Raw genomic sequence first — 12,653 nt, forward strand, 5'->3', positions numbered from 1 at the left:
TCCTGTGATTGCTTGTCGACCGCGCTGTGTCGGTCAGTTTCCTGAAGCGGATGTCTATTGGTCGGTGACGGAACAGAACATCCACTGGCCTTCTTCGCGGACGTATTCGACCAGGACCACACCTTCGTCGGTCGTGCCATCTTTATCTGTGACGATCCGCAGACGGACGGAGGCGTTGTCGCCGACGACGTTCGAGGAGATGAATTCCTTGACCGTGATCGTCACGCTGGCGGGCGGGGCTTCATCGGGTTCTGTTGTGGCAGAGACATAGCCGTCGCAACGCATGGATTCGATTGTGGCTTTGTCACCTGCACTGACGGCGGCGAGGTATTCGGTGGTCCGGTCCTGGACCGCGGTGATGTCGTCAGCGGTGCCCGGCGCGGTGTTCACCGTCCGGATGGGCGAGGCGTTGTGCGTGGGGGTGTCGTCGTTCGACCAGGCCGACAGCCATACCGCTAGCCCGACGGCACAGAGTACGACGAGCATTCCGGCACCGATGAGGACACCGCGCGAGCGGGAGCGCGACGCGGGGGCCACTGCAGCCTCGAATGCTGAGGGCTGCGAGCTGTGCGAATGGCCGCGAGTGGGAACGCTGCCGGTACGGGCGGATTCCCCGAACAACGGCGCTCGTGTGGGCGATGGCACACCTGCACCTGCGGAAGTGCTCGATGGAAAAGGGCCGGTCGTTGCATCAGACGATGGTGTGGTGGCGATCAGTGCGCCTTGAACGACCACTGTTTTCGGATCGTCGAGAGTAGCGATCGGACCGAGCGCGGCGATCCGGCTCTGCACCAACGGGATCCGGGACGAGCCGCCGGTCAGGTACAGCGCCGTCAACCCTTGTGGTCCGCTCAACCCTGCGTCCACCAGAGCGGCATGGGTCAAGGTCGCGGCGCGCTCGATTTCCGAAGCGATGATCGTTTCGAACTCGCCGCGGGTCAGGGTGAGGGATTCGCGGCGATCGTGCCGGCTGTCCACCACGGAGATCGTCGCGGACTCGGTAGAGGAGAGGAGCTCTTTGGCGCGGCGGATGGAGTCGTCGAGGGTCCGCAGGGTGTGGGCCGGTGCGGCGGTCCGCAGAAAGTGCAGCAGCTCGGGGTTTTCGTCCTGCAGTTGAATATCGACCCAACGGCGCACGAGCGCATCGAGATTCTTTCCGCCGAGGCTGTTGTCACCGCGCGCAGCAATGACCTCGAACCTGGCGCCGCTGGTGGCGGTGAGGACGGCGACATCCAAAGTTCCACCGCCGAAGTCGAACACCGCGATCTTCGCGCCCGGCGCGAGGTGTTCGGTGCGGGTGTAGAAGTGGGCGGCCGCACGAGGCTCGGACACTGTTACCACCGAGTCGTTCTGGTATCCCAGGGCTGCGGCCGCTTCGCGGAGAACCTCGATTTCGCGCGGCGACCATCCCTCCGGGTGAGTCAAGACCAGCCTGGCCGGTGGTTGGCCGCGGTGTACTCCGGTCGCCCGATCGAGGGCGAACCGCAGCACTGCCGCGACGGGCAACGAGGCGGGGATGTCGTAGCCGTTGACGTGCACCATGCCTTGCCCGACGACGCGTTTGGGGGAGGGGATGAACGCTGCTGGGTTCGTTTCGGCCCTGTTCAAGGCGACGTCGCCGACGTCGATTGCGTTCGGCGATTCCACGAATACGGCTGAGCTCATCAGGTTGCCCTGGTGCGTCAGGGGCAGTGTTTCTGGTGATCCGGAGCGGATTCCGGTGTGCGCGGCAGCAGTATTGGAGGTTCCGAAGTCGACTGCCAGGACCCACCCTGGCGTCGGGGGCGCCGCGGGTGTGGTGTGGTGTGGTGTGTTCATGCCTGCCTCCGCATGCTCGTGTACGTGCGCACCAGTTCCGCCAAAGCTGCGTCCTCTGCGGCGGTGCGCGTGGAAATCGCCTGCCGCTGAACGTGAACCAGTCGTTCCCCGGCGTAGTGGGCGAGCTGCCCGGGGCTGGTCTCGGGGTGCACGCCTAGGCGTTCGGCGTCGGTCCGTCCGGAGAGTAGTCGCGTCAGTTCGGTGACGACGGGCGCGTGCGGGTCCGCGAGCAGCATCCCGCGCAGTGCGCGATACAACAGCACAGTGTGCATCGCCGGATCGTTGCGCACCCAGTCGGTGATGGTGCGGATGTGCTCGCGGGCAGGATGATTGACGGCGAGGAGGCCGAGTTCGGTGAGGATCCGATCGGCGCGGTGCAGCGCCGCGAAATCTTGTAGTGCACTCTCGAGTAGGTACTTCACTTGCGTGATCCCGGAATGTTCGGTGAGCCATCGGTTCACCGCGTGCGCGCCCTGCCCCGCGACGGTGCGGGCGCCGAGGACGCCGTATTCGCCGAGGAGATCGAGTAGGCGATCGCGCATCACTGGCCCGAGCTGTTCGGGGCTTTCCGATTCGAGGAGGTCCATCAACTCCAAGGTGTTCATCGATGCGAGGGTGTGCAGGGCGATGGCGTCTGCTTCGGTGACCTGCCCGGTGTGGCTGCTCTCTGCCAGAAGACCCGCGACCGGCACCACGGTGGCCACCGACTGCGCCAGTCGCTGCGCGAGCTTCTGAGCGTGCTTGTGTGCGTGTTCGATCGGGTTACGTTGCCCCAGTGCGCCTTCGCCGAAACTGTCTGCTCGGGAGAGCACACCGAGGGTGTTGAGTGGGGTGAAACCGAGTTGGCGCAGGAATTCGATCTCGTCGGCTCGTGGGGTGCTGTCGAAGAGGAACACGGCACCGTCTGCGTCAACGGACGCGGCGCGGGTTTGGGCGAACCCGTCGATCAAGGCCGCCCTGGTGCGGTTTTCGTTCTCCACGGTCAGTGTCGCGAGCCCGGGAGTATCGACGAGGGTCAGGTTGGCCAGTGCCTGTGTGGGCAGGTGCCGGTGCACGTAGGCGATGTCCGCAGCATCGGCATCGAGGCTCACGGAGGTACCGGCCGCGAGTGGGATCGGGCGGCGGTCACCGTCGAGGTCGACGAGTTCGGCACGTGAGGGTGCCCCCGCTTGGTAGACGGTAACGACGTTGGTTGCTTCCAGTGCTGCGGTTTCAGCGACCGGCGCCCCGATCAGGGCGTTGACCAGTGTTGATTTACCTGCCTTGAGGCGGCCGACGATCACCACCCGCGGCGGCGACCACAAGATCGCACCGATGCGGTTGGCGTGATCGACGAGATCCCCACCGAGTCCGGCGAGGGAGTGCAGGCCGCGGTCGAGAGCAGTGCGGACCGCTTGTTGCCGGTCGAACTGCGCGGGATTCGGCGGGTACGACGTACTCATACGGGCATCGGGTCCGTCGGCGCGATGTAGACAGCGACTTCGGCGAACCGGATGATCCCAGCGGGGCCGACCCAGCCGGGCCGGACCAGGGCAGCGACGGTGCCGACCTGCTCCGGGGTGGCCGCGACCGCGCCGGAGACTGCCTTGTGGTGCGCAGAGTCGAAGAGGGCACCAGGGGCGGCGTCGAGCATGTGGACGTCTACCTGCGCGAGGTCTTCGCGGATCCGTTCACGGGCGGAGATGCCGCCGTCGAGGTCGTGGATACCGATCAGAGAGGTGACCAGGCGCCGATCCGCATCTATCGGTATCCCGTGTGGGACCGCAGTAGGTGCGGGCGCGGTGACAACAAGTGGGCCATACCCGGCGCCGTTGTCATGGTCGGCGGTGGCGGGTGTTCGGGCGGTGCACAGCATCCAGCCGGCGGCGACGCCTCCGGCACCCACCAGCACAATCAAGACGAATGCGAGCGTTGGGTTCATGAATTCGTCGCCTTCTCCGAGTCGGACACCGCTGTGGCCGGTGCGGATGCTGATGTGGGCGTGGACAGTCGGGTGATGAGGTTCTCCACTTCCGAGGATCGCGCCGTCACCACTCGCAAGTTGTTGTTGAGGCGCTTGAGCGTCGCATCACGCGTCGCGCCGTCCAGACGCGCAGCTTCCTTCGCGTCGGTCATCTGTTGCTGCACCTCGTCGATGCTGGTGCGCAGGTGCTCGCGGTAGCGGATCACAATTTCTGGCCGCGAGAGCGCCAACGCCCCCTCGAGCATCCGCGAAGTACTGACTTTCGCGGTCGCCACGGTCTCTCGCAGCCATGTCAGCAGGTTCGTCTTTCCTGCTCGCATCGCTTTGTAACCGAGGTTCACCCCGACCCACACGACGCCGGCGATCGCCCCGACTCCGATCAGAGCGCCGAGCATCGAGGTACCGATCATGCCCATTGTCAGCACACTCGGGTCGAGTAGGCCTTGCTTCTTGCTACCGACCTGGCCGGTCGTGAGGGGATCGGATTGCATGGAGGCGATGACATCGACTTCGATGCTCTGCCATACGGTTTCGGAATCGAAGAGCGGCATCACGATGCCCCGCAGCTGATCGAGGAACACCTGCACCGCCGCGGTCATCGCCGCGAGGAGATCCGCTTCGATCTCACTGGTGAACACCTGCGGGTTCTTGCGCAGTACTTCCATGCCGGAGGAGTTGATCCGGTCTGTCCACTTCGATTTCACGCCGTCGAGTTGTTCCTCGAGGCTTGTCAAGGCAGCTTGGCGGGCGAAGACGAGGTCTCGGCCGAGGTACTGCTCCCACTGCGTCGACTGCGCTTTCAGCTCGGTGAGCCGGTCCCGCTGCGCCTCCAATTCCGGTAGCGCGCCGGCGCCTTCTTCGGTGACGGCGATGTCCGCGGTGATCTTCGCGTGCACTTTCCGCAGCCCTTCGAGCGCGGTCCTCAGGCCGTCGACCTGGGCGCGGTGGTCCGAATTTAGTGAGCTCTGAATGAGGGTGCGGAGAGCGGTGATCCCGGAGGCGTCCTCGGCGGCGCCTCGGCGTATCGGATCTGCAATATCGGCGGCCGTGAGAGCGCGGACACTCGAGACCCCGAGCACGGGGACGGTGCGGCGTAGATGAGTACGAAGCAGGCGGCGGTTTTCTTCCACGATCGGCTTCCACCGGCGCAGATTCTTGTCCGTTTTCGTCACCACCACGATCACCGCTTCCACGGTCGCAGTGCAGGTTCGAATGAACTCCATCTCCGGTGCGGTCAGCGGGGAGGTGGCATCGCAGACGACCACGATGACGCCGGCCTGTTGCGCCGACTGCACCGACAGTTGCGCACGGACTGCATCGAGTCCACCGGATCCGGGGGTGTCGACGACGACGAGACCTTGCAGATGAGGGGAGGAAACGGGCACGATCGCCCGGGTCGGGAGCACCTCGCCCTGTGTGTCGGCGACATGACGGCCCGCAGCGCTGACCCAGTCCGCGACCTCGTCGAATCCGATGCGGCGCACCGCGCCGGGGAACACCAGATCCGCCGAACCTGGCGGATGTTCAGCACCAGCGGGCACCAGCGAGATCGTTGCAGACGTAGTGACGTCGACATCGACCGGCGAGACACCCCGAACCCCGACGAGAGCGTTCACCAGTGAACTCTTACCTCGATTGACCTCACCGACCACCACCACGGTCCGCTGATCGTACCCGCCGGACGTTTTCGCAGCCGCGGCATCGGCTGTCGCCGTGAAGCCATAGGTGCGCAGGATTTTCGTCGCACCGGCCAAGGTGGATTCTGTCTGGCTGCTTATGTCGCTGCCCGTGTCCGCTGCGACAACGGCAGATTCGTCGGACTCCGCCACCTTCTGCCCCCTCCACTGCTCGTCCCACCCGGTGCACGACGTGTCGTCGCCCCACCGCCCACCCAGGGAAGCGAGCCGTCCCGCCTCGCGGACAAAACCTTATCCGAGGTGAGCGCACAGTTTGTGCGGTGCATTCACAAAGTCAGATGCGCACAACGAGCGGAAAGTTCCCCCGAAACCCGAACGAAATTCAGCAGCCACATCCAGGCGGGTGATCGCACACCTGACGAACGCGGATCACACCCGCCGCGCAGCGGATCCCCATCTTCGATTCGGAAGGGGCTGAGAAGGCCTGTGTTCGGGTGCATCGTCCGCGACGGTGCCGATGGGAGATTTCTGCTGCATACTGCCTGGATGACTGATCGCTTCGATGAAGAGCTGATGATGTTGGCTGACATCCGAGCGTATCTCCGCACCGCGGAAGGCCCGGATTTCCCCATCTCGACATCTGTGATCGACCGAGTGCTCGACGAACGCAACAGCGCCCGCCTCGGGCGATCCGCGGAATCCGATATCGGCCTGCCAGTCGACGAGCAGCAAGGATGAGTGCTCTCCACGAGAGACATCACTGAAGCAGATGAACAAATTTCGGGGCAGTGGGAACAAAACCCGCCGCCGTCCCATCTGATTGTCGAGGTTCCTTACCTGGTCGGTTCGGCCGGTTCAGGTCGATCACGCGGTAATGAGTGGGGACATGACAGTTCTGAGAGAGGGAAAGATGCGCGCGAAAACCTTTGCGCCGTTGGCAGCAACGGTAGCGGCAATCGTGTTGGTGACTGGATGCTCGCGCACCAGCGAAGGCCAGGCGAACGCCGAAAGTGAGAGCGGAAGCAGCGCGACCGTCGCTGCCCAGGGCGCAGCACCTGGGGAGATGGATCCCGGAACGTACCGCACCACTCCTCAAGCCGACTTCGGAACCGTGACCAGCGTCAACTCCGGCCGCTACGTCGAAGGGCAGCGGATGGCCGAATTCGTCGTCCTCCCCACCGAACTCGACCCGCTGCTGACGGGCCCAGTGGGGATGTCGACGTACGTCATCAAATCCGGCACCGCACTGAGCGTCCTGCTGACAGGTAAGTCGCCGGACATCGCCGAACGCGAAGGCATGTTGACCGGGTTCTCCACCTCCCGCTCCTACGAAGACAAGAAAGCGGACAAGTCCATCGTGCACGCTGTATTGCGGTTCCCGGACGCAGAATCAGCGCAACGGGCAGCGGCAGATATGTCCGCCGATGACGCGCTTCCCAGCGAGTACTTGCCTGGCGGGGTACCTACGAGCATCGACATCCTGCCGGACACACTGACCACCACTCGCGAGAGCTCCGACGGTACGTTCAGCTCGAATTCGTTCACCCCGCACGGGCAGTACATCATCTACACCTGGGCCAGCGCTCCGATCGCAGAAAAGGACTGGACGGCGCAGATCACCGCGAAAGCCCTCGAACAACAGGGCCCGATGATCGACAAGTTCCCCGCGACCGCAGCCGATAAGTTCGCCGAACTGCCGATGGACATCGACAACGTGTTGGTGCTGACGATCCCGGAGGACGACGGCAACCGCACCACCAGCTCCGACGCCGTATACGGGCCTCGTGGGTCGGCGCACTTCTCGACCCATCCGACACTGACGCTGGACTTCATGGACAAATCCGAGACGACGTTGATGGCACGTTCGGGAAGCAATGTCTATCGATCTGAAAGCGCTGACGGTGCAGCGACGCTGTTCGATTTGTTCAAAGGAGACATCGTCGACTCCGAAGGATTCACTCCATCCGCCAACCCGCCCGGTGTCCCGAACGTGGCCTGCTTCACCAAGGACAGTCCGCAAGGAACGTACAACTACTGCATCGTCCACCAAGGGCGGTACCTCGGTGAAATCAGTGCTCTCGACGACGAGACGAAGGTCCACCAGATGACCACCGCGCAGTACAAGATCCTCGAATCCGCGAAATAGTATCTACAGCAACAATATCCGGTGTACACCTTGGGGGTGTACACCGGATATTGTTGCTGAGGTGACGGAGGCCGCTGGGTTGACTCGTGTGGGCCGGGTTCAGCCTCCACGTAGCGTCAAAGCCCCTCGGGGGGAGGCTTCCGTTTCCCGCGGAGGTGCGGGAGTGCTGAGAACAGACCAAGCGGTCGCAGCTTCGCGTTGCCTGCCGGCGTCGCCGTCCGCGTTCATTGGACTGATCAGCCTTGAAGTGTCGCGGCATCCGAGGGGCTAAGATAAGTCGCCGGTATCGGCGGGGAGTCGAAATGTCTTAAACTGTTGTCCCGGTGCGGCATTGGTAAGTCAGTTGGAGGCTGACTCGCGTCCCTGGATGGCTGAGACGACAAGATTGCTCTTGGGTAAATTCGTTCCGGAATTTACGGCCTCGACCCATTCGCTTGTTGTTGCGACGGCGGCGAAGTTCGATTGCAGAAGAATCATGAGGGTCTCGTGTAGCGACTGCGCTGATACCTGACCTGCTTCGTTGGCCAGATGGATCGCACCGCTGGCATCGGAGATGATTTCGGCGGCGAACCCGAGCGCCTCTGCTTCCACGGCGGTGCCGAGGTCGCAGTTGTTCGTCATGTACCCGACGATCGTGATGGTGTCGACGTCCTTCGTGCGCAGCCATTCGGCGACATCTGTGCCGGCGAAGATACTCGCGTACTGCTTGTGAACGCGCTTGGTTGCCGAATCGATGTGACCCTCGAGTGCCGGGTGAAGCGACCATCCGGGGGTGCCTTCGACAAAGACCGGGGCGCCGTCGGGCATTCGATGTTGCACGATGACGACGGGAAGGTCATTCGCGCCGGCAACCTTGACGGTGTTGAGTATGTTTGCCAGCGATTCCTCACGCGGCGGATATTGAATCTCCAGAGGGCCGTCGAAGTACTCCTGCTGGACGTCGACGACGATAAGGGCACGGCGAGGTGTAGGCACTTTCATCACTCCTGGAAGATCGGCCGGATTCAGTTTCGCGTCGGTGTCCCTGACGCTCATCTTCCATTGTTCGGTGGTCTCTATGAATCGGTGAGTGGCACGGGTGCATACTTTCGATGACTTTGCGCCAAGCAGCGGGGGAGACCGAGATGCGAATTGCCGTGTACGCGTTCGACAGCATCACGATGTTTCACCTCGCGGCACCGCTGATGGTGTTCGGTGAGCTAGGCCGACTCGGAATTGCACGTGATTGGGAAACCAGGTTGTGGTCCGATCGCTCGGGTCCGGTGCGGACCGCAGAGGGATACTCGATCGCAGATGTGGCGGGACCGCGGACGCTCGATTGGGCGGACATCGTGATCATTCCCAGTTGGCCGCTACCACTTTCACCGATCAGCGAGACGTTGCGAGCCAAGCTTCGCCAGTCACACGCTCGCGGTACACCGATCGTGGGGCTGTGTCTCGGCGCTTTTGCCGTCGCCGACGCGGGGATCCTCGACGGCCGAGCGGCCGTTACGCACTGGGACATGATGCCCGCCCTCGCCGAACGCCATCCCAGCATCCGCTTGGACGAGTCGGTGCTTTATGTCGACCACGGGGATGTCATGACGTCCGCGGGGACGGTGTCGTCGGTCGACGCTTGTCTGCATTTGGTGCGTAAGCACCTCGGATCCGCAGTTGCCACCCGTGTGGCGCGAAACCTGGTCGTCGCGCCGCACAGAGAGGGTGGCCAGGCCCAGTACATCGAGAGACCACTCGCGGAGCCTGCGGGCGATACAGCTGTTGCGGATGTACTGGAATGGGCGCTACGACGACTGGGCGAACCACTTTCCGTTGACCGTCTCGCGGGTCAGGCTCGAATGAGTCGTCGAAGCTTCATTCGGCAATTCCGCCTCGTTACTGGCACAACTCCTGCACGATGGGTTCTCCAACAACGCCTGAGCGAGGCTCGAGTGCTTCTGGAGACGACCGATTGGAGTATCGACGCTATTGCTGTCGCGTGTGGGTTCGGAAGCGCAGTCACCTTTCGGCAGAACTTCGCATCCGCGTTTGCGATCACACCTTCGTCGTACCGGAAGCAGTTCGCAGACCACCCTCTCAGGGGTTCCGGATAAAATGCGACGTCGGTTGGGTAGAGAGGTGAACGCTCAGGTAACAAATATGACCATCCCGCGTCTCCCACTTCGCGCGTCAAGGGTAGGCCAGGCCGTCCCTGGTCGTACCGCCCTCCGCTGACGATCCACCGCCCTCACAAGTACCTGGATTTGAGAATTGTCAGCCGGTGGATGGGGCGAGTGCGGTGACGAGTTGTTTCCGGGCGCGGTTGATGCGGCTTTTCACTGTCTGGACGCCGACGCCTTGGTGTTCGGCGATGTCCGCGTAGGAGAGTTCTGCGAATTCGCGGAGCACGATCGCGACCCTGAAATCTTCCGGAAGCTCAGCAAGGGCTGTACGGACCGCGTCGACGTCGACGACGCGGTCCGCAGTCAGCGAGGCGGGATCGTGCAGTTCGACGAGATCGTCCGGTGCAGTCGGGTCTGGGGTACGCCGTCGAATTGTTGCCAAGGCGGCGTTCGCGGCGATGCGGTGCAGCCAGGTGCTGAATCTGGCATCCCCTCGGAAGCGGTGCAGGTTCTGCCAGGCCGCGGTGATGGCGTCCTGGAACGCGTCCTCCGCGTCGTGATGATTCCCGGTGATCTGCAGGCATACAGCCCACGCGTGGGTGCGATGTCTGCCGACCAATTCGCCGAAGGCGCGGCTGTCGCCTTCGCGGCACAGCTGCAGTAGCGCGGTGTCGTCCATCGGTCCCCTCGGTTGGTCAGCGGTCAGAATATATGCCACAGGTTGCCGAAGAATGACATGGCCGATCACCTGTCCTTTTTGCGAGGATTCAGTCGGCGTGAGAGAGGCCCTGGATGGCTGACGCCGCGGTCGGCGCTGATATTTACATGCCGTCGCCGAGATCGATGTCATCGTTGATGTCCTCGTCGTCGCTGTCGTCGGGGACTTCGACGTCTCCGAAGTGCTCGAGGTCCGGGTGAGCATCGCCGCTGTCGCTGCTCACGGTGTCGTCGTCGAACGTCCCGATGTCGTCAACATCGTCTCCGGGGCGCACGGTGTCGTCCATCGGTGGGGCGAGTATGTCGTCGGCAGGGGCGCTGTCAGGGTCGAGCGCATGCACGAGAGCCGCGGACCACACGTCTTCGGGCGGTTCCGGCAGCAACGACTCGCGTGGAATGCCGAGTTCGTCGAACAGACTGCCTTCGTCACCGGACATTGCGGATCTCACTTTCTCTGATCATTCGGCCGCGGCGTGCGTGCGGTGAGTCATCGATGCGTCAGGGTAATGATCGCCCACGGCCTCGGAGCCAACGCAGCGACGGTCGGATCTACGGTGGAATCGGCGAGGTCAGCATCCGGAGCATCGGCGACGAGCATCTCGTGCCCGGAGTCGGACCACGCATCCTCGAACCTGTCGATGGGGACCTCGAGTTGGTTGCCGTCGGGATGGCCAGGGTCGGAGAGGATGACCACGCCACGTTCAGTGTCGATGCCGGCGACCACGAGAGCATGATCCGGGGTGTCGTCTTCGACGGTTTCCTCACCGGGATACCAGATCTCACCAGAATCGACCATCGTGACCACCCCGTACCCGTCGGACAGTTTCTCCTCCAGATCGCTGATCGAACTGGTTTCGAGATGGCACGGCACGCCTTGGTCTTCCATGAGGATTTCCATGCTCTTCGATGTCATTCCTTGTGACGGATCACCGTTCGGAAACAGTCCGAGTTCGAGTGCCCGATCGACGAGCTGTTGCGGGTCGCTGATGTCGAGGCCTGTGTATTCGGAAACGATCTGAGCAACGGACGACGGGCCGCAATAGCCGTCGACCTCCTGGTAAAACCAATCCGCTGTCCACGCGGTGGGCGTTCCGTATGTTCCGTCGTCAGGGCCTGGGGTTCCGTCGGTCGCTGGTGTCGGTGTCTCGGCCGGGTCGGGAAGTGAGGCATCGTCATTGGTCGGGATCGGAGCGGGCGGGGCAGCGTCTGGTTCGATGTCGTTGTCGGGGACGGTCATAGCGGGCATGGACGGCATCGCATTCGGACTCGTCACCGAGTCGGGAGTGTCGTCCCACATTGTCGGCATCGCCGGCATGTCGATCCCTGCACTATCCCCGAGGAACTCGGCCCCGTCATCCGTCGGCGTCGGGTCGCCAGCGTAATCGGTGTCGGCTAGGTCGGTGCCGAAATTCTCGTCCATGTCTATCCCATCAGATGTCGGCACCGAAGTGCGAATAACGAATTGCATTGCAGAACAGCGAAACCGAAATCAGACTTCAGTCAGAGATCTATCGCGTCGGGAGCTGGTGGCGCCGTGTCAGGGGTCTCGGCGGGATCAGTGAAATCGGGGACCGGATTCCACTCACCGGTCTGACCTGGATCAGTGACGAACCCGTCGGCGAAGCCGTCGCCGTCCACGTCGATGCCCGCGAAGTCGAGAATTCCGTCGCCGTTGGTGTCCACGATGACGGTGTCTACTCGGCCGTCGCCATCGGAATCGAAGTCCGCTTCGTCTGCGAGACCGTCGAAGTTGGTATCGAGGACGACCCCGTCGATGCGGCCGTCGTTGTCGACGTCGATCTGGGTGATGTCGGCGTAACCGTCGCCGTTGCTGTCGATATCGATCACATCGAAACGTCCATCACCCGCAGTGGATGTTTCCACCACATCCGCCGTGCCATTACCGTCGAGGTCGTGCGTGATCTGATCGATGTCACCGTCACCGTCAAGATCGATCTCGATGGTGTCGACGATGCCGTCGCCGTCGAGGTCGCGCGCTGACCCGTATCCGCTATCGACGCCGGAATTCGACGTCGGAACAGAGGATGGGGTGGCTGTATCGGCGCCGGTGAACTGGGCATCTTCCGGGTTGCCGGTGACCTGAGGGTTGATGGAGATGTCATTCGGAGTAGCCATCGCAGAAGTCCCTTTCGCTGTGGTGACACAGCGACCGTTCGCTGGTGTCGACAATCAGATGCACCACAACCCCAGAAAGTTCCCGAGGAGTGCAAACTGGTTCATTCCTCTGGCTGAGTTAGCGGGAACACGTTCGC

Annotated in this window: 12 protein-coding genes; 3 read left to right on the forward strand and 9 right to left on the reverse strand. The window is 62.9% G+C overall.

What is annotated here, in order from left to right:
- Nucleotides 1–54: 54 nt before the first annotated feature.
- The 4 genes from ACVZUB_RS31730 to ACVZUB_RS31745 are packed head-to-tail and all read right to left on the reverse strand — an operon-like array spanning nt 55 to nt 5,610.
- Complete coding sequence (locus tag ACVZUB_RS31730) at nt 55–1,818, reverse strand: Hsp70 family protein (RefSeq protein WP_376137914.1); 1,764 nt, start codon at nt 1,816–1,818, stop codon at nt 55–57.
- Nucleotides 1,815–3,260: a GTPase gene (locus ACVZUB_RS31735; RefSeq protein WP_376137916.1), complete on the reverse strand. Its 1,446-nt coding sequence runs from the start codon at nt 3,258–3,260 to the stop codon at nt 1,815–1,817. Before ACVZUB_RS31735 ends, ACVZUB_RS31730 begins: the two co-directional genes overlap by 4 nt.
- The gene (locus ACVZUB_RS31740) at nt 3,257–3,739 is read right to left on the reverse strand and encodes a hypothetical protein (RefSeq protein WP_376137918.1); all 483 of its coding nucleotides are present in this window, start codon (nt 3,737–3,739) and stop codon (nt 3,257–3,259) included. Before ACVZUB_RS31740 ends, ACVZUB_RS31735 begins: the two co-directional genes overlap by 4 nt.
- Nucleotides 3,736–5,610 carry a dynamin family protein gene (locus ACVZUB_RS31745; protein ID WP_376137920.1) on the reverse strand — a complete coding sequence of 625 codons (1,875 nt, stop codon included), beginning with the start codon at nt 5,608–5,610 and terminating at the stop codon, nt 3,736–3,738. The genes ACVZUB_RS31740 and ACVZUB_RS31745 overlap by 4 nt, the downstream gene beginning before the upstream one ends.
- Nucleotides 5,611–5,964: 354 nt before the next feature.
- Between ACVZUB_RS31745 and ACVZUB_RS31750 the strand changes: the two genes are divergently transcribed.
- Both ACVZUB_RS31750 and ACVZUB_RS31755 read left to right on the forward strand, forming a co-directional pair.
- Nucleotides 5,965–6,156: a hypothetical protein gene (locus tag ACVZUB_RS31750; RefSeq protein ID WP_165639311.1), complete on the forward strand. Its 192-nt coding sequence runs from the start codon at nt 5,965–5,967 to the stop codon at nt 6,154–6,156.
- A 148-nt stretch (nt 6,157–6,304) separates the two neighbouring features.
- On the forward strand, nt 6,305–7,564 hold the full coding sequence (locus ACVZUB_RS31755; protein ID WP_482628584.1) for a DUF7373 family lipoprotein: 1,260 nt from the start codon (nt 6,305–6,307) through the stop codon (nt 7,562–7,564).
- 339 nt (nt 7,565–7,903) lie between these two features.
- On the opposite strand, the gene ACVZUB_RS31760 is transcribed toward ACVZUB_RS31755, so the two are convergent.
- Nucleotides 7,904–8,539, reverse strand: coding sequence for an isochorismatase family protein (locus ACVZUB_RS31760; RefSeq protein WP_347570834.1), 636 nt, complete (start codon nt 8,537–8,539; stop codon nt 7,904–7,906).
- 149 nt (nt 8,540–8,688) lie between these two features.
- Between ACVZUB_RS31760 and ACVZUB_RS31765 the strand changes: the two genes are divergently transcribed.
- Nucleotides 8,689–9,654 carry a GlxA family transcriptional regulator gene (locus tag ACVZUB_RS31765; protein ID WP_482628961.1) on the forward strand — a complete coding sequence of 322 codons (966 nt, stop codon included), beginning with the start codon at nt 8,689–8,691 and terminating at the stop codon, nt 9,652–9,654.
- A gap of 160 nt (nt 9,655–9,814) precedes the next feature.
- Here ACVZUB_RS31765 and ACVZUB_RS31770 read toward each other — a convergent pair whose 3' ends face one another.
- From ACVZUB_RS31770 to ACVZUB_RS31785, 4 genes are all read right to left on the reverse strand, one after another.
- A complete protein-coding gene (locus ACVZUB_RS31770; protein ID WP_064688417.1) occupies nt 9,815–10,342 on the reverse strand; it encodes an RNA polymerase sigma factor in 528 nt (175 codons plus the stop codon).
- A 142-nt stretch (nt 10,343–10,484) separates the two neighbouring features.
- Nucleotides 10,485–10,817 (reverse strand): hypothetical protein, encoded by a 333-nt coding sequence (locus tag ACVZUB_RS31775; RefSeq protein ID WP_482628585.1) that lies wholly within the window; start codon nt 10,815–10,817, stop codon nt 10,485–10,487.
- Between the two features lie 50 nt (nt 10,818–10,867).
- A complete protein-coding gene (locus ACVZUB_RS31780; protein WP_482628586.1) occupies nt 10,868–11,800 on the reverse strand; it encodes a C39 family peptidase in 933 nt (310 codons plus the stop codon).
- Between the two features lie 80 nt (nt 11,801–11,880).
- A complete protein-coding gene (locus tag ACVZUB_RS31785; RefSeq protein WP_482628587.1) occupies nt 11,881–12,516 on the reverse strand; it encodes a hypothetical protein in 636 nt (211 codons plus the stop codon).
- Nucleotides 12,517–12,653 lie beyond the last annotated feature (137 nt).

It is taken from the genome of Rhodococcus sp. OS5 (genome assembly GCF_056837585.1).